Source organism: Jatrophihabitans telluris (assembly GCF_023516435.1).
Classification (GTDB): domain Bacteria; phylum Actinomycetota; class Actinomycetes; order Mycobacteriales; family Jatrophihabitantaceae; genus Jatrophihabitans_A; species Jatrophihabitans_A telluris.
The window spans coordinates 3370262-3388325 of sequence record NZ_CP097332.1; the positions used below are offsets into that span (position 1 = coordinate 3370262).

Genomic DNA, 18064 nt, shown 5'->3' on the forward strand with positions numbered 1-18064 from the left:
AACACTGGCGCAAACGCGCCCCAACCTCATCTTCAGCTCAAGCCAGCGCGCGCTCTGCCTTACCGAGCACGACGACCCCGCCGTCGGAGACGTGGTAGCGCTGCTTGTCCAGCTCCAGGTCGACGCCGATGTGCGCACCGGGCTCGACGGAGACGTTTTTGTCCAGAATCGCGCGGCGCACCACCGCACCCTCGCCCACGATGACCCCGTCCATCAGCACTGAGTTCTCCACGTACGCGCCGTTACGGACCATGACGTTCGGTGAGAGGACGCTTCCGCGGACCGTCGAGCCGGAGATGATCGAGCCCGCGCCGACGATCGATTCCTGGGCCAGGCCGCCGTCGACGAACTTGGCGGGCGGCAACTGCTCGTGGTGGGTGTAGATACGCCACGAGTCGTTGTACAGGTTGAAGATCGGGTGGACGCTCACCAGATCCATGTTGGCGTCGTAGTAGGCGTCCATCGTCCCGACGTCGCGCCAGTAGGCACGGTCGCGCTCGGTCGAACCGGGTACCTCGTTCTTGTTGAAGTCGTAGACCCAGGCGTCCTCGCGCTCGACCATCCACGGCATGATCGAGCCGCCCATGTCGTGGACCGACGTCGGGTCCTCGGCATCGACCCGCAGCGCCTCGACCAGAGCTTCGGTGGTGAAGATGTAGTTGCCCATCGAGGCGTAGCTGACCTCGGGGTTGTCGGGCAGGCCGGGCGGGTCCTTGGGCTTTTCCAGGAACTGCAGCACCCGCCCGTCCGGCGCGGCGTCGATCACGCCGAACTGATCAGCCTGGTCCCGCGGGACCTGGATGCCCGCCACGGTCACCCCGGCGCCGGACTCGATGTGCTGGTCCAGCATCTGGCGCGGATCCATGCGGTAGACGTGGTCGGCGCCGAACACCACGATGTGGGTGGGCTTGTCGTCGGTGATGAGGTTCATCGACTGAAGGATGGCGTCGGCACTTCCGGTGTACCAGCGCGGGCCGAGCCGCTGCTGAGCCGGCACCGGGGTGACGTAGTTGCCGAGGATGGTCGACATGCGCCAGGTCTGGGTGACATGGCGGTCCAGTGAGTGCGACTTGTACTGGGTGAGCACGCAGATTCGCAGGAACCCGGCGTTGACCATGTTCGACAACACGAAATCGACCAGCCGGTAGTTGCCACCGAAGGGAACCGCCGGCTTGGCCCGGTCGGCAGTCAGCGGCCACAACCGCTTTCCCTCGCCACCGGCCAACACGATTCCCAGCACCCGTACGTTCGCCGCCATGAGCGTCACCCTAGCCCGAAGGTGATCACTGACACAGCAAGATCCCTCGGGTTAATGTTGCGCCCATGCGCGCCGCTCTGATCAGCCGTGAGTACCCGCCCGACGTCTACGGCGGGGCGGGGGTCCACATCGAGTTCCTGACTCGCGAGCTGCGCAAGCTCATCGAGGTCGAGGTGCACTGTTTCGGTGCCCCGCGCGGTGAGGACGGCGTGCACGCCTACGAGGTCCCGCACACCCTGCGCACCGCCAATGCCGCCCTGGGCACGCTGGGGGTGGACGTGGAGATGGCCGCGGGCATGTCGGCGGCGAATCTGGCGCACTCGCACACCTGGTACGCCAACACTGCCGGGCATCTGGCCAGCCTGCTGTACGACATCCCCCATGTGGTGACGGCACATTCCCTGGAACCGCTGCGCCCCTGGAAGGCCGAGCAGCTCGGCGGCGGCTACCGCCTGTCGTCGTGGGCGGAACGGACGGCCTACGAGGCTGCCGCGGCGGTGATCGCCGTCAGCGACGGGATGGCCGCCGACATCTTGGCCGCCTACCCGTCGATCGACCCGTCCCGGGTGCGCATCATCCCCAACGGCATCGACACCGAGCTGTACCGGCCGGTGTCCGGCACCGACGTCCTGCAGCGCTACGGCTTGTCGACCGATGCGCCGATCGTGCTGTTCGTGGGGCGGATAACCCGGCAGAAGGGGGTCGCCCATCTGGTGGCGGCCGCTCGGGATTTCGCTCCCGGGACGCAGATCGCGTTGTGCGCCGGCGCCCCGGACACTCCTGAGCTGGCCGCCGAGATCACCGCCGCGGTGACCGAACTGCAGGCCGGACGCGACGGTGTGGTGTGGATCCAGGAGATGCTGCCGCGCGAGGAACTGCTCCAACTGCTGACCGCCGCCGACGTATTCCTCTGTCCGTCCATCTACGAACCCCAGGGCATCGTCAACCTCGAGGCGATGGCCTGCCAGACCGCCGTCGTCGCCTCCCGGGTGGGCGGGATCCCGGATGTCGTCGTCGAGGGCCAGACCGGCCTGCTGGTCGACTACGCCGGGGAGGAACCGGCCGCGGTGGCCGCGTTCCGGCACTCCTTCGCCGACGCGGTCAACCAGCTGCTGGCCGATCCGGCGCGCCGCCGCAGCATGGGCGTGGCCGGGCGCGAGCGGGCGGTGGCTGTCTACGGTTGGACGGCTATCGCCGAGCGGACCGTGCAGCTGTACCGCTCCCTGCTCTGACGCAGGCGGGGCCGGCTCAGGCAGCGCTGTCCGCAGGCGGGGCCGGCTCAGGCAGCGCTGTCCGCAGGCAGCGCCGGCCAAGGCAGGGCCCCACTCAGCCGGCGGCGGCCAGTTCCAGATAACGGGCCAGCAGCCGTGCGCCGAAGCCGGTGGCGCCCTTGGCGAAGATGGGCCCTTCGCTCGTCGCCCGCGCCGGTCCGGCGATGTCCAGGTGCGCCCACGCCACCTCGCCCACGAAGGGCTGCAGGAACAACGCCGCCGTGATACCACCTGGGTTGCCGGGGTCGTTGCGGGCATCGGCGACGGGTGAATCGATGCTGGCGGCGTAGCGGTGTTCCAGCGGCATCCGCCAGATGTGCTCGCCGCTGGTGGCGCTGGCCCGCTCCAGCTGCGCGGCAAGGTGATCGTCGTTGGCGAAGTAACCGGCGGTCTCCAGGCCGAGCGCGACCTTCATCGCCCCGGTCAGCGTGGCCACGTCCACCACGACATCGGGCTTGAGCCGGGCCACCGCATAGGCGAGAGCGTCGGCGAGCACCAGCCGGCCCTCGGCGTCGGTGTTGCCGATCTCGGTCGTCCGGCCGCCGTAGTGGGTGATGATGTCCGACGGACGCATGGACGAGCCCGACACCGCGTTCTCAGCCGCGGGGACCAGAGCGGTCACCCGGACCGGCAGCCGCTGAATGGCGGCGTACTGGATAGCCGCGAGTACCGCCGCGCCGCCGCACATGTCGGTGTGCATCATCCGCATCGCCCCGGCCGGCTTCAGGTTCAGACCACCGGTGTCGAAGGTGATCCCCTTGCCGACCAGCACCACGTGCGGCGGCGTGGCCGCAGACCCGGCGGTCCGGCGCGGCTTGTAGGAAACCTCGATGAGCCTCGGACCGCTAGCCGAACCGGCACCGACCGCGAGCACGCCGCCGAAGCCCTGCGCGGCCAGCCAGGCCTCGTCGCGAACGGTGACGCGGCAGCCCGCCGCCGACAACTGCTGGTCGGCGAGCTCGCCGAACCGGGCGGGATCGAGCACGGATGCCGGCGTGTTGCCCAGGTCGCGTGCCCACCCGGCGGCGTCGGCGGCCTCGTCACCGGCCGTCAGCCCGGAGCGATCGAGTTCGCCGATCAGGTCCACGGTGTGCAGCACCGCGTCGGCGTCGCCGGCCTGGGTGAAGTCATAGCCGCCGAGGACCAGGCCCTCGGCGAGAGCGGTGCTCTGTTCGTAGCCGGGGGCATCGATCGCAACAGTGACCCCGGTCTGTTCGTCCAGGGTGGCGATGACCCGTCCGATCGCCACGCCGGCCAACCGCAGATCAGCGGGGCTGTTGTCGCCGAGCCCCACGAGCAGCACGGTCGAGGGGACCTGCCCGGGCAGCGGCAGCGTGTGGATGAGGCCCGCCTTGCCGGCGGGGGTCTCGGCCGCGACGTAGGCAGCGGCGAATTCGGCGGCGGCGACCGGGAGGGCCGTGGTCGACACGGCGTGCAGCTGGACGGTGTCGCCGAGCAGACCGACGGCGACGACGGCCGACGGACGACGTCGGTCCGGGATTTGCAGCAGGATCACAGCTACCTCAAGGGGCGCGGGACGACGGTGGGGACCGTACAAACGATTCGACCCCGGTCGGCGGCCGCGGACCCCGAGGGGACCAGACGACCGGGCCGGCCGGGGTCGAAGGGAACCACTTAGCTGACGGCTGCCAGTAGCGCCTCGGAAAGCGCGCTGGCCTCGTCGGCGGACAACTCGACGACCAGACGTCCGCCGCCTTCGAGCGGTACGCGCATTACCAGGCCGCGTCCCTCTTTGGTGACTTCCAGCGGACCATCACCCGTCCGCGGCTTCATCGCCGCCATGCCTGCCTCCTGTGTGTTTTTTGTACTTCCCAACTCCGTCCGGCCGGACCGGGCGGGTCGTGCTGATCACATTGTCTCGCATTGCTCACCATCAAGCCAAAGCGGGACCGAGCGCTCTATGGTTGCCGCATGGCTGACGTCCTGTTGAGTGAGACCGCGGACGGCGTGAGCACGCTGACCCTGAACCGTCCCGAGTCGATGAACTCCCTGTCCGCGGAGCTGAAACAGGCCCTGGTCTCGGAGCTGCAACGCATTGCGGCCGACCCGTCGGTGCGCGCCGTCGTACTCACCGGGACCGGTCGCGGATTCTGCGTGGGCCAGGATCTGGCCGAGCACGCCGAACTGCTGCAGGCCGACGATCCGGCTCCGCTGTCGACGGTGCGCGAGCACTACAACCCGATCACGCTGGCGCTGACCCAGATGCCCAAGCCCGTCGTTGCCGCCGTGAACGGCACCGCCGCGGGTGCTGGGGCCTCGTTCGCCTTCGCGTGCGACTTCCGGATCGTGGCCGAGTCGGCGAAGTTCCTGCTCGCCTTCGCCAACGTCGGGCTCGGCCTGGACTCGGGCGTCTCCTGGACTCTGCCGCGGCTGATCGGTGCCGGGCGCGCGCTGGAGCTGGCGCTGCTGGCCCAGCCGATCACCGCGACCGAGCTGAACTCCTATGGCGCGGTGAACGAGCTGGTGCCTGCGGCGGAGGTGCTGCCGAGGGCTCAAGCACTGGCCGCGCGGCTGGCCGCGGGACCGACCGTGGCCTACGCGGCGATCAAGCAGGCCATCCACTTCGCCGGTTCCCACGATCTCTCGGACTCGCTGGAGAACGAGGCGGTGCAGCAGGCCGTCGCCGGCGCCTCGCAGGACCATCGCTCGGCCGTGGCCGCGTTCGTGGCCAAGCAGCAGCCGAGTTTCACCGGGCGATGACCCGCTCGCCCTGAGCGGCTGGCGCCCGGCTGGGCGGTCGAGCAAGCGTCAGCCGGTGGCGCGCCAGCAGTAGGCGACGTGGTCATCGACGATGCCGGTGGCCTGCATCGTCGCGTAGGCGGTGGTCGGACCGACGAAGACGAAACCGCGTCGTTTCAGTTCCTTCGCCAGCGCCTTGGATTCCTCGGTGACCGCCGGCACCTCGGCCAGCGTGGCCGGGCGCCGGTGCGTGGCCGGGGCGAAGGACCAGAGCAGCTCGGTCAGGCCCTCGGGGACATGGTCACCGATCGCCCGGGCGTTGTTGATCGCGGCGTCGACCTTGGCCCGGTTGCGGACGATGCCGGCGTCGGCCAGGAGCCGGTCCCGGTCACGCTCGCCGAAGCGGGCGACCGTGTCGATATCGAATCCCGCGAACGCCGCCCGGAAATTCTCACGTTTGCGCAGGATGGTCAGCCAGGACAGACCGGACTGGAACGCCTCCAGGCACAGCCGCTCGAAGAGGGCATTGTCTCCACGAAGCGCAACGCCCCATTCGTCATCGTGATAGGCCTGGTATTCGGGTGCGCTATCACCCCAGTCGCAGCGCTTGCGACCTGGGGCCGGGTCGAGCTGGTCAGACATCTCGCCGCTCGGCCGGACGGTGCAGGGTCTCGCCGGCCTCGCCGTCGTGGCCGTCGTGGCCGTCGTGGCCGTCGTGGCCGTCGTAGCCGTCGTAGCCGTCGTAGCCGTCGTGGCCGCCAGACGCAGGCTCTTCCAGGTAGCCGTGGTCCCCGGCAGTGCGGTGTGGCGGTTGCTCTGAACCGCTCGCCCGCAACCGGGCGATCTCCTCGTCCCGGACGATGATTTCCGCGGTGAGCCGATCGATCAGGTCGTCTGTCTCACTGAACCGGTAGCCGCGAAGGGCGACCGGGATCCGGACGCGTTCCAGGTCCGTCGGTGCCATGCGGCGCCCGCTGGGCAACTCGAACGGGCGCTGGTCGGACTCGGGACGCACGCCCAGACCGTCCGGCAGCAGCGCGAGTACGGCGTAGAAGAGCAAGCCCGCCACGACGAGCGCGATCAGCGCGTACCCGATGAAGACCATCACCGCACGATCCTGGCACGAAAGTCTGACAGCGGACTCACCCGGCCCGGGTCTGCGGGTCCGTGCCGCTTGCCGGCTCCCGTGCCTGTTCGGGCCCGGCATCGAGTGTCGGCGCGCGTCGGTGCGGCCGATCGGGTTGGAGCGCGTCGATGACCTCGAAGGCCCCGGCTACGTCGGAGACCCGGTGCAACTGCTGGTAAGCCGTCGCGCGCACGAAGCCGCGTTGGATCAGACTCTCCAGGAACACCCACAGCGGCCGGTAGAAGCCGTCGTGGTCCAGCACGATGACGGGCTTGGGGTGCATGCCGAGCGATCCGGCCGTCCAGACCTCGAAGAACTCCTCCAGAGTCCCGATACCACCGGGAAGGACGACGAACACGTCCGCGTGGGCGTCCATCACGGCCTTGCGCTCACGCATCGTGTCGACCACGAGCAGCTCGTCCGCGTCCGTGTCGGCCACTTCCTGGGCCATCAGATGCTGCGGAATCACACCCACCGTGTGCGCCCCGTGCCGTCTGGCCTCGCTCGCGACAGCACCCATCATCGACACCCGGCCGCCCCCGGAGACCAGCTGGTGGCCGCCGCGGCCGATGCGTTCGCCGACCTCAGCGGCCAGCGCGAGGAAACCGGCCTCGATGGATTCCGAGGACGAGCAGTAGACGCACACCGTTGCCATGGCTCCCATCCTGGCCCATCACGCCATGGGGCGCCGCTGGGCGTGCTGCCGCGGCCGGTACCGGGGCGCTCGCCGCGCTCATGCTGCCGGTGGCACGCGGGGCTCTGTTCGGGCGCGGCCGTGGTGCTAGTGGGCGTCGTTGGCGCCCGTGGCGCTATTGGGCGTCGTTGGCGCGGCCGGACGCTGCTTCCCGGTGGGCCGCCCGCTCGGCCAGGTCCTGGGCGGAGCGTTCCTGCTCGGCATCGACGATGATCCGCACGGCCTCATCGACACTGGAGGTCACGTGGATCAGGTCGAGGTCGGCCGCACCGACCTTGCCCTCGGGTAGCACCGTGTTGCGGATCCAGTCGATCAGTCCGGACCAGTACTGCTCGCCGAACAGGATCACCGGGAAGCGGGTCACCTTCCGAGTCTGGACCAGGGTCAGCGCCTCGAAGAGTTCGTCCAGGGTTCCGAAACCTCCGGGCATGATCACGAAGGCCTGCGCGTACTTGACGAACATCGTCTTGCGGGCGAAGAAGTACCGAAAGTTGATGCCGACGTCGACCCAATCGTTGAGCCGTTGCTCGAAGGGCAATTCGATACCCAGGCCGATCGATGTGCCGCCCGCTTCGACGGCGCCGCGGTTGGCCGCCTCCATCGCGCCCGGGCCGCCGCCGGTGATGACCGCGTACCCGGCTCGGGCCAGGGCCGCCCCGAGCTGGCGGGTCGATTCGTAGTCGGGATGGTCCGACGTCGTCCGGGCCGAGCCGAATACCGATACGGCGCGTCCGACCTCGGCCAGCAGTCCGAATCCCTCGACGAACTCCGACTGAATTCGCAACACCCGCCAGGGATCGGTGTGCAGCCACTCGGTCGGACCACGCGAATCCAGCAGACGCTGGTCGGTAGTGCTGCTCTCCGGCGAGATCTGGGTGCGCCGGAGCACGACCGGGCCGCGATGACGCTCTGCGGGCCGGCGGTTTCCCGAGGATCCGGCGCCGTTGCCGCGTCCGTCTTCGCTGGTCATGCGGCAAATGTATCCGGCAGCCGGCCGATCCCTCGGCGCGAGTCGGCGATTTCTGTGCCAGTGGGCTCAATGTTCATCTCTGTCCTGCCGAACGACAGATCTGCCAGCCGTGCGGTTCGAACCAGCCCGACGCCAGCAAATGGGCGCGATCTGCGACGCGGAACAGAACTCAGGAGGGGACCAGAGCTCAGGAGACGGGGACCAGAACCCAGGAGACGGCGATGGGAGCTCGGGTGAACGGGGACGAGGATTCAGGCGCCGGAGGACAGGAAGGCCAGTAATGCAACCTCCGCCGATTCGATGGCCCGCAGCGACACCCACTCGTCCACGGTGTGGGCCAGATTCGGATCACCGGGACCGAAGTTGAGCGCCGGGATCCCCAGGGCGGAGAACCGCGCCACGTCCGTCCAGCCCAGTTTCGCCTCGGCCGGCTGGCCCAAGGCGGCCACGAAGGACTGGGCCAGCGGTTGATCCAGACCGGGGCGGGCCGCGGGCGCCGAATCGACCACCTCGAGAACGAATCCAGCGAACACAGCTCGCAGGTGAGCCTCGGCGTCGGCCTCGGACTTGTCCGGGGCGAAGCGGTAGTTGACCGTGATCGTGCAGGAGTCCGGGATGACGTTGCCGGCCACTCCCCCGCCGATGTACACGGCGTTGAGGCCCTCGCGGTAGGTCAGACCCTCGACCTCCACCTCGGCCGCGGAATAGCCGGCCAGCAGCTCCAGCACAGGCGCCGCGCCGTGAATCGCGTTGTCCCCCAGCCACGACCGAGCCGAGTGTGCCCGCCTACCGGTCACGGTGATCACCGCGCGAATGGTGCCCTGGCAGCCTCCCTCGACCCGGCCGTTGGTGGGCTCCAGCAGGATCGCCAGGTCGGCGCTCAACAGCTCCGGCGACGATGCGGCCACCCGATTCAGTCCGTTGCGACTGGCCTCGACCTCTTCACAGTCGTAGAAGAACCAGGTCAGATCGGCGGCCGGGTCCACCCGGCCCTCCCCCACCAGCGCCGCGGCTCGCAGCTGCAGGGCGAGGCCGGCCTTCATGTCCGAGGTCCCACACCCGTAGAGCCGGTCGCCCGCCACTCGCGAGGGCAGGTTACCGGCGATCGGAACGGTGTCCAGATGCCCCGCGAGCACGACCCGCATCGGCCGGCCCAGCTCCGTCCGGGCGATCACCACGTTGCCGTCGCGCTGCACCGACAACCGCTCGTAGCCGCGCAGGGCCGCCTCGACCGCGTCGGCCAGCGCCGCCTCGTTGCCGGACACGGATTCGGTGTCGACAAGCTGCGCGGTCAGCTGGGCGGCAGAGGCGGACAGATCCAGCGAAACGGCAGCGGTCACGGGTGCCGAGCCTAGTCGCAGCGCCGCCGACAGCCGGTTTCGTTAGGGTGAGGCCCGTGACTACACGCACCGCCTCCGGTTTCGGACTGGCCAGCATCGCCGCCGACGGCACCGTCCTCGATGTCTACTACCCGGCCCCGGCCCTGGGCCCGCTGGCCGACGGCCGCGCCCCGCAGGAGCTCAGCGCGCTGGCGGCCGTCGACGAGGCCCGCGGCGTGCGCACCGAGGTCGTGGCCACCGAGGTCGACCTCGATGCCGACCCGGTCGACGCCGCCGACGTGTACCTGCGCCTGCACCTGCTGTCCCACCGGCTCGTTGCGCCCCACGGCACGAACCTGACGGGGGTTTTCGGCCTGCTGGCCAACGTCGTCTGGACCAACCACGGACCTTGCTCGGTCGCTGGTTTCGAGACGGTCAGGACGAAGCTGCGCGCCCGCGGGACGGTGACCGTGTACGGGGTCGACAAGTTCCCACGCATGGTGGACTACGTCCTGCCCACCGGCGTCCGGATCGCCGACGCCGACCGGGTTCGCCTCGGCGCTCACCTGGCCAGCGGAACCACTGTGATGCACGAGGGTTTCGTCAACTACAACGCGGGCACCCTGGGCCAGTCGATGGTCGAGGGGCGCATCTCGGCCGGAGTGGTCGTCGGCGACGGCTCGGACGTCGGCGGCGGCGCGTCCATCATGGGGACCCTGTCCGGAGGCGGCAAGGAAGTCATCACGGTCGGGCGCCGGTGCTTGATCGGCGCCAACGCCGGCATCGGGATCTCGCTCGGCGACGATTGTGTGGTCGCCGCCGGAACCTACGTCACCGCCGGGTCGAAGGTGGTGCTGCCGGACGGCTCCACCCGCAAGGCGGCGGAGTTCTCCGGTCAGAGCGGTCTGCTGTTCTGGCAGAACTCGATCACCGGCGCCATCGAGGTCCGTCAGCGCACCGGTGAGGGCATCGCGCTCAATGCCGCGCTGCACGCCAACTGAGGTGCGTCCCGGACGAGGAGCACCCGTATGAGTCCCGGCGCCGGCCGGCGCGGCGCCGTGGCCCTGGCCGTCATCGTGGTCGTCATCGGCGGCCTGGCGTTGGGTGCCCGCACGCTGTGGCACGCCGCGCAGACCGCGGTTCAACCCTCCGGCTGCGACTTCGGCGCCTATCACGTCGAACTGAGCCGCTCGGAGAACGCGGCCCAGATGGTGAGCGTCGTACTTCGGCGCGGCCTACCCGAGCGGGCGGCTGTCCTGAGCCTGGGCGCGGCCCTTCAGGAGTCCAAGCTCGACAACATTCCCAGTGGGCAGGGCGACCGCGACTCGGTCGGGATCCTGCAGCAGCGTCCGTCACAAGGCTGGGGTACGGCCCAGAACCTGAGCGACGTCCGCTACGCCACCGGCAAGTTCCTCGACGCCCTGGTCAAGATCGACGGCTGGAAGACCGATTCGCTGGCCGTCGTGGTGCAAAAGGTTCAGGTCTCGGCCGACGGCAGCGCCTACGCCAAGCACGAGCAGCAGGCCCAGGTGATGGCCGACGCGCTCACCGGCAAGGCCCCGGCCGCAGTCACCTGCGACTTCGACAAGCCCACCAAGGTCGCGGCCATGGCGACGGTGGTCGCTCAGTTGAAGGCCGAACTTCCCGTCGCCGCTCCGGCGGCGTCCGGCACGACCATCACGGTGCCGGGCGCCTCCTGGGCGACGGCGGCGTGGCTGGTGACCCACGCCGACCGCTACGGCATCGCGGAGGTTCGCTGCAAGGGCCAGCGCTGGCAGCGATCCGGCGGCTGGAAGGCCGACGGGAGCGCGAGCAGCGCCGGAGTCGTCGCGACGATGGCTACGGTCTGAACGGTCTGAACGGGCTGAGCGGGCTGAGCGGGCTCAGCGAGCGCAACGGGCTCAGCGGGCGCAGTGGGCTCAGCGGGCGGCGAGCTCCTCGAACGTGCACCAACCCTGCCGGATCTCGGCGTCGCCGAGCCCGTCCGGACCGGTGTCGAAGCTGAAACAGCTGCCCTGGCCGGGCTGATCGGCCAGTCGCTCGATCGGGGTCCCGCTGAGCTTGGCCAGCAACAGCGCGCCCACACCGCCGTGGGACATGACGACCAGCGCGCCGCCGGGGGCGTCTGCGTCGGCGTCGGTCACCAGATCCCCGACGGTGGCCACGACGCGCCGCTGAGCATCCAGCGCGGTTTCCCACCCCTTGGCCGACACGGCCGGGCGGGCGAGGAAGTCCTGGTAGTTGGCCCAGAACTCCGGCTCGGGCAGGTACCCGGTGGTGGACCGGTCGATCTCGGCCAGCCCGCCCACCAGGGTCACCTCGAGCCGCAGACTCCTACCGATGATCCGGGCGGCCTGTTCGGCTTTGACCTCAGGGCTGCTGACCAACCGGCCGACGCCCGACAGCGAGCCCGCGACCAGGCCGGCGCGCTCTCGGCCCCGTTCGGTGAGACCCCACTCGGGTACCGGCAGCTCGGGATCGAGGCCGACCTCGGGATGAGTCAGAAAGTAGACCCGCACGTCGACGGGACCTTCCGGATCAGTGCTCGGCGGCCTGCGGCGGCAGCGCGGCGATGAGGGGCGGGTCGAACTCGGTCCGGCCGACCTTCGAGGCGCCGCCGGGCGAGCCGAGGTCGTCGAAGAAGTCCACGTTCGCCTGGGTGTAGTCGCGCCACTTCTCGGGCAGATCGTCCTCGTAGAAGATCGCCTCGACCGGGCAGACCGGCTCGCATGCTCCGCAGTCCACGCACTCGTCCGGGTGGATGTAGAGCATCCGGCCACCCTCGTAGATGCAATCGACCGGACACTCCTCGATGCAAGCCTTGTCCAGTACGTCGACACAGGGCTCGGCGATCACGTAGGTCACTGCAGTCCTCCCGAATGAAATTCGCTGCCGCGTAGGGCGTGTCTAGTATGCCGGTCGTGATCGATGCAGGCGCGAGGGGTCGGCGGGTCGTGGTCAGATTCCGCCGCGACGCCGCGGACGGGCGTCCCCCACTGACCGATGCCGTCGGGCGCCTGCTGGCTGTGGACGACCGCTCGCTGATCCTGGACACGGCACGCGGGCGCCTGGAAATCCCGACCGCTGATGTTCAGTCGGCCAAGATCGTCGGCCCCGACCGGCGCGAGATGCTGTTGCTGCAGGAGCTGGCGCACCGTGGCTGGCTGGCCGCTGAGGTCGCCGAGGACGACGGGTGGGTACTGCGCGCCAATGACGGGTGGACGCGACGCGGCAATTCGGTGCTCCCGCGAGCCATCCCGTCCGGCGACCTCGACGAGCTGCTCGGGCGCACGACGCGCTTCTACACCGAGCGGGGACTCCCGGCGCGCATCCAGGTCCCGCTGCCCGTCCGATCGGTGCTGGACGCCGAGCTCGCCGCCCGCGGCTGGACGGTCGAGACCGAGGCCCTCGTCCTCACCCGGCCGCTGATCGGAATCGAAGCCAATCCGGTCGCCGCCGCGGGCCACGCGGTGCCCACCGACGTCGAGATCGTCATCGAGCCCCGGATCAGCGCTGACTGGCTCGCCGGTTACGGGCCGTTGCCGGGATCAGGACGACAGCTGCTCGACCGTCACGACCGAGTCGGCTTCGTCTCGCTCCGACGTCAGGGCCGGCTGGTCGGACGCGCCCGTGGCACCGTCGACGAAGGCTGGCTGGCCATCACCTCGGTCGCCGTCCCGCCGCAGATGCGCGGCTCGGGGCTGGGTCGGCTGCTGATGAGCGCCGTGCAGGACTGGGGACGCGACGCGGGCGCCACCGACGCGCACCTGCAGGTGGAGGCGTCCAATCCGGGCGCGGTCCGGTTCTATCTGAGCGGCGGATGGACCGAGCACCACCGATACCACTACCGCCTCAGTCGGTACCCGGGTCCGAGTCCTGCTCGGCTCCGTAACGCAGCCGACCCTGGCGCGGTCCGGCCTGCAGCAGCGACGCGGTGATCACACCCGCGAACAGGCCGCCCAGAATCGTCGCGAAACCCACGTAGGTGATGCCACTTCCCGACGGGAGCAGGACATCGCCCTCGGGCCGCGGTACGACCTGCAGGGCGCCGGTGGCGATGATCCAGCCGACGACCGGGAAAACCGAGCCGACGCCGGTTCGGGTGAAGATGGCGGCCATTCGCGGCAGCGCGATGTTGCCGGCTACCGCCAGCAGCACCGCCAACGGGACGAGCGTCGTGCCGTGCCGCAGCGGAATCAGCAACATCTCGATGATCGCCGACAGGGCTCCGACCGCGGTGAACACAGCCAGTCCAGCCACGGCCAGCACCGGCGGGGGTGCGCTCTGTTCGGCCGGGGGCGAGGGATCGACGTGCTCGGCCGAGGCCATCGGGATGTCGGTCATAGCTCGAGCCCTCCGAACAGATCGACTTCACGGCCCTCGGCGTCCAGGGCCCCGCCCGGCTCGCCGAGAACCAGCCGGTAGTACTCGGTCCCCTCGATGGGCTGACCGAGGTTGTTGGACAGCGCGTAGAACGATGCGTGCACGCTCACCTGGGTGGCGTGGGCAGCCAGCGCTGCCGCCTTCGCGGGGGCGTGCTGGTCGGCGTGGATCGCGGTGGTGACCAGTTCGTCGGCAGTCAGGTACGGCAGTTCGTCGACGGAATCGGCTAGTCGGAAAGGGAAATCGGGTTCGGCCTCGACTGCCGACCGGAGCGCCGCGTGGCCGCTGCTCAGCACCGAACGAGGGGTGGCCGTCCAGTACAGCTTGGCCACCGGCCACGGCTGGCCGCCCGCGCTCTGATACCCCGGCTGGGCCGCCGCCGTCACGGCGGCAGTGGCCACCCGGTGAGCCATGATGTGGTCGGGGTGACCGTAACCGCCCAGGTCGTCGTAGCTCACGAGCACCTGCGGGCGTACCTCGCGGATGATCTCGACCAGCGCGAGCACCGCGTCGTAGAAGAGCGCGCGGTCGGCGTCGGCACCCCAGAACGCCCGGGGGTGCGCGTTGGCGTGCGCACCCATCATTCCGCTGTCGCGGAACCGGCCGGCGCCCCCGAGGAACCGATGATCGGTCACCCCGAGCGCCGCCATCGCCGCGGTCAGCTCACCGATCCGCCAGCCGCCGAGCTGGTCAGCCTGGTCGGCGCCGAGCTGGGCCAGTTCGGGGACGAGGATCTCGCCCTCCTCACCGAGGGTGCAGGTGACGAGCGTGACGTGAGCGCCCTCGGCGGCGTAGTGCGCCATGGTGGCGCCGGTGCCGATCGTTTCGTCGTCGGGATGGGCGTGGACCAGCAGCAACCGACGGGCGGAGTCGATCCGGGCAGCGGTCACGACCGCCAACCTACCGTGACCGGCGGGGCGAGCTCAGAGACCGGGCTCCAGCGGCCGGTCGGCGAGGGTGCTGTCGAGTTCGCCCTGGCCACCTTCGATGCCGGCATCCTCGGCAGCGGCGATGTCCGCCCGAGCTTCCGGGAAGTGGCATGCCGCGAACTGCCCCGCCGTCTTGAGTTCCAGCAGGGGAACCTCTTCGACGCAGCGGGCTTTCTCCGAATCGGACAGGAGCATCCTGAACTTCGGGCACCGGGTGTGGAACACGCAACCAGAGGGCGGATTGATCGGGCTGGGCAGGTCCCCGGTCAGCAGGATGCGTTCGCGCTTGGACTCCTTGTGCGGGTCCGGCACGGGCACGGCCGACATCAGCGCGTGGGTGTAGGGATGCAGCGGCTGGGAGTAGAGAGCATCCCGGTCGGCCAGCTCCATCACCTTGCCCAGGTACATCACGGCGACGCGGTCGGAGATGTGGCGGACCACCGACAGGTCGTGGGCGACGAAGATGTAGGCCAGCCCGAACTCGCTCTGCAGATCCTCCAGCAGATTGACCACCTGCGCCTGGATGGACACGTCCAGAGCCGACACCGGCTCGTCGCAGATGATGAGCTTGGGACGGAGGGCAATGGCCCGGGCGATGCCGATGCGCTGGCGCTGCCCGCCGGAGAACTCGTGCGGATAGCGGTTGTAGTGCTCGGGATTGAGCCCGACGCGCTCCATCAACCCCTGGACCTGGGTCTTGATGTCCTTCGAGGTGGACGTCCCCTGGACCCGGAACGGAGCACCGACGATGGTGCCGATGGTGTGCCGCGGATTCAGCGACGAGTACGGGTCCTGGAAGATCATCTGAATATCGCGGCGGCGGGGTCGCATCTGCGACCTGCTCAACGGAGCGAGGTTCTCGCCCTCGAAGATGATCTGCCCGCTGGTTGGTTCCAGCAGCTTGCTGATCACTCGTCCGGTGGTGGACTTCCCGCAACCGGACTCGCCGACCAGCCCGAGGGTCTCCCCGGCACGCACCGAGAACGACACCCCGTCGACGGCCTTGACCGCACCGATCTGGCGCTGGACGATCACGCCCCGTCGGATCGGGAAGTGCTTGGCGACGCGGTTGACCTGCAGCAACGCCTTGGGGTCGTCCGCGGCCGGGTGCATGCCGGTCGAATCGGGCTGCGACGCGCCCGACGCGGTGCTGGACGGGGCCGCGGAGGTTGAGTGCGACATGGACTTCAGACTCTTTTCCTGGGCGGGTACTACGTCAAGCTCGGCTTGATCTGGTCGACCCAGATCTGTTGACGCTTACTGGACTGGATGTGGCAGCGCACCTTGTGGCTCTCGGGACGCTCCGGGCTGTGCAACAGCTCCGGATGCACCGCCACGCAGGCATCTCCACGCACGTGCTCGGTGAATGTGCACCTCGGGTTGAACACGCAGCCCTTGGGCACCTGGATCAACGACGGCGGCTGACCGGGAATCGGTTGCAACCGCTCCTGCCTCGTGCGGTCCAGCCGCGGCATGGAACGCAGCAGGCCCCAGGTGTACGGCATCTCCGGCTGGTAGAAGATCTCATCCACCGTCCCGGTTTCCACGCACTGGCCGCCGTACATCACCACGACGTCGTCACAGGTTTCAGCCACGACGCCGAGGTCGTGGGTGATCAGGATGATCGCCGAGTCGAACTCCCGCTGCAGGTCCTTCATCAGTTCGAGGATCTGGGCCTGCACGGTCACGTCCAGAGCCGTCGTGGGCTCGTCGGCGATCAGCAGTTTCGGGTTGCACACCAGGGCCATCGCGATCATCGCACGCTGACGCATGCCGCCGGAGAACTGGTGGGGGTAGTCGGAATAGCGCTTGTCCGGGTTGGGGATTCCGACCCGGTCCAACATCTCGATGACGCGCTTCTTGCCCTCGCTCTTGGACACCCGGTTGTGCACCCGGTAGGCCTCGAGGATCTGGTCACCGATCCGGTAGAAGGGATGCATCGACGACAGCGGGTCCTGGAAGACCATCGACATCTTGTCGCCGCGCAGCCGGCGCATCTGCTCCTCCGACGCCGAGATCAGCTCGGTGCCGTCCAGCCAGATCTCGCCGGTGATCCTGGCCTGCGAACCCTTGTGCAGACCCATGATCGCCTGCGAGGTGACGGACTTGCCGGACCCGGATTCGCCGACGATGCCGAGCACTCGGCCGCGCGCGACGTCGAAGGACAGCCCGTCGACGCTCTTGACCAGACCGTCGCCGGTGGGGAAATGGACTCGCAGATCTCGTACGGACAGGAACGCGTCGCCCGTTTCGGGCTCGCTGTCGACCAGGGACACGCTCACTGCGCGCACACTCCTCGCTGGTGGTACTGGTGGGCGGGCCCACGGACGAAGGCTGGGCGATTCATCAGCTGTAGCTCACGCGCGGATCGACGACCGCGTAGACGACATCGACGACCAGGTTGGACAGCACGACCGCGATCGAGGCCACGATGGTCACCCCGAGCACGATCGGCAGGTCCTGGGACCGGATGGCATCGACGGAGAGCTTGCCCAGTCCGTGCAGGTTGAACACGGTCTCGGTGATGACCGTCGTCCCGATCAACGTGCCGATGTCGATACCGAAGATGGTCACGATCGGCGTGAGCGCTGCGCGCAGGCCGTGCTTGATGACCACGGCCCGCCGGCTCAGCCCCTTGGCGCGCGCGGTACGGATGTAGTCCTCGCTCATCGTCTCGAGCATGTTGGCGCGGGTGAGCCGGGCGTAGAGGGCGGCGAACAGGAACGCCAGTGCCACCCACGGCAGGATCAGGTTCTTCGCCCATTCCAGGGGATTGTCGGTGAAGTTGACGTAGTGCATGTCCTTGAGCCAGGCCAGCTTGTAGCTGAAGATCAGCAACAGGATGGGTCCGGTGAAGAAGATGGGCAGCGACACCGCACCCAGGGCGATGCCCATGCTCACTCGGTCGACGAGGCTGCCGCGCTTGAGCGCCGAGATCGCGCCGACGGTCACACCGCCGACCAGCCACAGGATGCCGGCGCCGATGGCGAGGCTGGCGCTGACCGGGATCGCGTCCGAGAGCAGTCGCGTAACCGGCAGGTTCTGCCGGAAGGAATACCCCAGGCAGGGTGCGTTGCAGTGCAACACCGTGCCGGACCCGTCGTCGATGGTCCGGCCGCTGAAGATACCGCCGACGTAGTTGAAGTACTGGCGGTACCACGGCAGGTCGAAGCCGAACCGGTGGTTGACGGCCGCGAGTCCTTCCGGGTTCGGCGGGATCTTGCCTACGTAGTAGTAGGCCAGCGACTGGTGCAGGATCTTCGGGGTGATCTGGAAGATCACGAAGGTCACCAGGCTGATGACCCAGACCACGAGGACCGAGGCCAGCAGGCGGCGAATGATGTAGCGAATCATCGTCGGTTCCGTACGGTGGCCCGACCGGATTCCTCCGGCCGGGCCACCGATGCGGCTACT

20 protein-coding genes are annotated in these 18064 nt (G+C 68.9%); 5 read left to right on the forward strand and 15 right to left on the reverse strand.

The window, feature by feature from the left end; all coding sequences use genetic code 11:
• Nucleotides 1–37 precede the first annotated feature (37 nt).
• Nucleotides 38–1258 (reverse strand): glucose-1-phosphate adenylyltransferase, encoded by a 1221-nt coding sequence (gene glgC / locus M6D93_RS15515; RefSeq protein ID WP_249770477.1) that lies wholly within the window; start codon nucleotides 1256–1258, stop codon nucleotides 38–40.
• Between the two features lie 65 nt (nucleotides 1259–1323).
• On the opposite strand from glgC, the gene glgA reads away from it, so the two are divergent.
• The gene (gene glgA, locus M6D93_RS15520; protein ID WP_249770479.1) at nucleotides 1324–2490 is read left to right on the forward strand and encodes a glycogen synthase; all 1167 of its coding nucleotides are present in this window, start codon (nucleotides 1324–1326) and stop codon (nucleotides 2488–2490) included.
• A gap of 94 nt (nucleotides 2491–2584) precedes the next feature.
• Here the strand turns inward: glgA and M6D93_RS15525 are convergent, their stop codons facing one another.
• Nucleotides 2585–4045: a leucyl aminopeptidase family protein gene (locus tag M6D93_RS15525; RefSeq protein WP_249770481.1), complete on the reverse strand. Its 1461-nt coding sequence runs from the start codon at nucleotides 4043–4045 to the stop codon at nucleotides 2585–2587.
• Nucleotides 4046–4164: 119 nt separating this feature from the next.
• Nucleotides 4165–4332 (reverse strand): DUF3117 domain-containing protein, encoded by a 168-nt coding sequence (locus M6D93_RS15530; protein ID WP_249770483.1) that lies wholly within the window; start codon nucleotides 4330–4332, stop codon nucleotides 4165–4167.
• A 129-nt stretch (nucleotides 4333–4461) separates the two neighbouring features.
• Here M6D93_RS15530 and M6D93_RS15535 point away from each other — a divergent pair, with 129 nt between their 5' ends.
• Nucleotides 4462–5250 carry an enoyl-CoA hydratase-related protein gene (locus tag M6D93_RS15535; protein ID WP_249770485.1) on the forward strand — a complete coding sequence of 263 codons (789 nt, stop codon included), beginning with the start codon at nucleotides 4462–4464 and terminating at the stop codon, nucleotides 5248–5250.
• A gap of 48 nt (nucleotides 5251–5298) precedes the next feature.
• Here the strand turns inward: M6D93_RS15535 and M6D93_RS15540 are convergent, their stop codons facing one another.
• The 5 genes from M6D93_RS15540 to dapE all read right to left on the reverse strand — a co-directional run bounded on the left by M6D93_RS15540 (nucleotide 5299) and on the right by dapE (nucleotide 9359).
• Nucleotides 5299–5871 carry a DNA-3-methyladenine glycosylase I gene (locus M6D93_RS15540; RefSeq protein WP_249770487.1) on the reverse strand — a complete coding sequence of 191 codons (573 nt, stop codon included), beginning with the start codon at nucleotides 5869–5871 and terminating at the stop codon, nucleotides 5299–5301.
• Entirely contained in the window at nucleotides 5864–6337 is a 474-nt protein-coding gene (locus M6D93_RS15545; protein WP_249770489.1) for a hypothetical protein, read from the reverse strand. Before M6D93_RS15545 ends, M6D93_RS15540 begins: the two co-directional genes overlap by 8 nt.
• A 34-nt stretch (nucleotides 6338–6371) precedes the next feature.
• Entirely contained in the window at nucleotides 6372–7010 is a 639-nt protein-coding gene (locus M6D93_RS15550) for an LOG family protein (RefSeq protein ID WP_249770491.1), read from the reverse strand.
• 154 nt (nucleotides 7011–7164) lie between these two features.
• The gene (locus M6D93_RS15555) at nucleotides 7165–8019 is read right to left on the reverse strand and encodes an LOG family protein (protein ID WP_249770493.1); all 855 of its coding nucleotides are present in this window, start codon (nucleotides 8017–8019) and stop codon (nucleotides 7165–7167) included.
• A 251-nt stretch (nucleotides 8020–8270) separates the two neighbouring features.
• Nucleotides 8271–9359, reverse strand: a complete 1089-nt coding sequence (gene dapE / locus M6D93_RS15560; protein WP_249770495.1) for a succinyl-diaminopimelate desuccinylase — start codon at nucleotides 9357–9359, stop codon at nucleotides 8271–8273.
• A 56-nt stretch (nucleotides 9360–9415) separates the two neighbouring features.
• On the opposite strand from dapE, the gene dapD reads away from it, so the two are divergent.
• Nucleotides 9416–10339 (forward strand): 2,3,4,5-tetrahydropyridine-2,6-dicarboxylate N-succinyltransferase, encoded by a 924-nt coding sequence (dapD, locus tag M6D93_RS15565; protein ID WP_249770497.1) that lies wholly within the window; start codon nucleotides 9416–9418, stop codon nucleotides 10337–10339.
• 27 nt (nucleotides 10340–10366) lie between these two features.
• Nucleotides 10367–11188 carry a hypothetical protein gene (locus M6D93_RS15570; protein ID WP_249770499.1) on the forward strand — a complete coding sequence of 274 codons (822 nt, stop codon included), beginning with the start codon at nucleotides 10367–10369 and terminating at the stop codon, nucleotides 11186–11188.
• A gap of 69 nt (nucleotides 11189–11257) precedes the next feature.
• Here M6D93_RS15570 and M6D93_RS15575 read toward each other — a convergent pair whose 3' ends face one another.
• Both M6D93_RS15575 and fdxA read right to left on the reverse strand, forming a co-directional pair.
• Nucleotides 11258–11857: a histidine phosphatase family protein gene (locus M6D93_RS15575; RefSeq protein ID WP_249770501.1), complete on the reverse strand. Its 600-nt coding sequence runs from the start codon at nucleotides 11855–11857 to the stop codon at nucleotides 11258–11260.
• Nucleotides 11858–11876: 19 nt separating this feature from the next.
• Nucleotides 11877–12203, reverse strand: coding sequence for a ferredoxin (gene fdxA, locus M6D93_RS15580; RefSeq protein ID WP_249770503.1), 327 nt, complete (start codon nucleotides 12201–12203; stop codon nucleotides 11877–11879).
• A 56-nt stretch (nucleotides 12204–12259) separates the two neighbouring features.
• Between fdxA and M6D93_RS15585 the strand changes: the two genes are divergently transcribed.
• Nucleotides 12260–13276, forward strand: coding sequence for a GNAT family N-acetyltransferase (locus M6D93_RS15585; protein WP_249770505.1), 1017 nt, complete (start codon nucleotides 12260–12262; stop codon nucleotides 13274–13276).
• Here the strand turns inward: M6D93_RS15585 and M6D93_RS15590 are convergent.
• The 5 genes from M6D93_RS15590 to M6D93_RS15610 all read right to left on the reverse strand — a co-directional run bounded on the left by M6D93_RS15590 (nucleotide 13191) and on the right by M6D93_RS15610 (nucleotide 18004).
• Nucleotides 13191–13682: a DUF6113 family protein gene (locus tag M6D93_RS15590; protein ID WP_249770507.1), complete on the reverse strand. Its 492-nt coding sequence runs from the start codon at nucleotides 13680–13682 to the stop codon at nucleotides 13191–13193. The genes M6D93_RS15585 and M6D93_RS15590 overlap by 86 nt on opposite strands.
• The gene (gene mshB, locus M6D93_RS15595; protein ID WP_249770509.1) at nucleotides 13679–14611 is read right to left on the reverse strand and encodes an N-acetyl-1-D-myo-inositol-2-amino-2-deoxy-alpha-D-glucopyranoside deacetylase; all 933 of its coding nucleotides are present in this window, start codon (nucleotides 14609–14611) and stop codon (nucleotides 13679–13681) included. Before mshB ends, M6D93_RS15590 begins: the two co-directional genes overlap by 4 nt.
• A gap of 33 nt (nucleotides 14612–14644) precedes the next feature.
• On the reverse strand, nucleotides 14645–15832 hold the full coding sequence (locus tag M6D93_RS15600) for an ABC transporter ATP-binding protein (protein WP_283818593.1): 1188 nt from the start codon (nucleotides 15830–15832) through the stop codon (nucleotides 14645–14647).
• A gap of 29 nt (nucleotides 15833–15861) precedes the next feature.
• Nucleotides 15862–16932, reverse strand: coding sequence for an ABC transporter ATP-binding protein (locus tag M6D93_RS15605; RefSeq protein ID WP_249770511.1), 1071 nt, complete (start codon nucleotides 16930–16932; stop codon nucleotides 15862–15864).
• 64 nt (nucleotides 16933–16996) lie between these two features.
• A complete protein-coding gene (locus M6D93_RS15610) occupies nucleotides 16997–18004 on the reverse strand; it encodes an ABC transporter permease (RefSeq protein WP_249770513.1) in 1008 nt (335 codons plus the stop codon).
• Nucleotides 18005–18064 lie beyond the last annotated feature (60 nt).

What these genes read in the sequence shown, in the direction of transcription:
- M6D93_RS15530 (WP_249770483.1), bottom strand. Translation starts at nt 4,332, where the DNA reads ATGGCGGCGATGAAGCCGCGGACGGGTGATGGTCCGCTGGAAGTCACC.
- M6D93_RS15610 (WP_249770513.1), bottom strand. Translation starts at nt 18,004, where the DNA reads ATGATTCGCTACATCATTCGCCGCCTGCTGGCCTCGGTCCTCGTGGTC.
- M6D93_RS15600 (WP_283818593.1), bottom strand. Translation starts at nt 15,832, where the DNA reads ATGTCGCACTCAACCTCCGCGGCCCCGTCCAGCACCGCGTCGGGCGCG.
- M6D93_RS15540 (WP_249770487.1), bottom strand. Translation starts at nt 5,871, where the DNA reads ATGTCTGACCAGCTCGACCCGGCCCCAGGTCGCAAGCGCTGCGACTGG.
- M6D93_RS15535 (WP_249770485.1), top strand. Translation starts at nt 4,462, where the DNA reads ATGGCTGACGTCCTGTTGAGTGAGACCGCGGACGGCGTGAGCACGCTG.
- M6D93_RS15590 (WP_249770507.1), bottom strand. Translation starts at nt 13,682, where the DNA reads ATGACCGACATCCCGATGGCCTCGGCCGAGCACGTCGATCCCTCGCCC.
- M6D93_RS15555 (WP_249770493.1), bottom strand. Translation starts at nt 8,019, where the DNA reads ATGACCAGCGAAGACGGACGCGGCAACGGCGCCGGATCCTCGGGAAAC.
- glgA (WP_249770479.1), top strand. Translation starts at nt 1,324, where the DNA reads ATGCGCGCCGCTCTGATCAGCCGTGAGTACCCGCCCGACGTCTACGGC.
- M6D93_RS15550 (WP_249770491.1), bottom strand. Translation starts at nt 7,010, where the DNA reads ATGGCAACGGTGTGCGTCTACTGCTCGTCCTCGGAATCCATCGAGGCC.
- glgC (WP_249770477.1), bottom strand. Translation starts at nt 1,258, where the DNA reads ATGGCGGCGAACGTACGGGTGCTGGGAATCGTGTTGGCCGGTGGCGAG.
- M6D93_RS15570 (WP_249770499.1), top strand. Translation starts at nt 10,367, where the DNA reads ATGAGTCCCGGCGCCGGCCGGCGCGGCGCCGTGGCCCTGGCCGTCATC.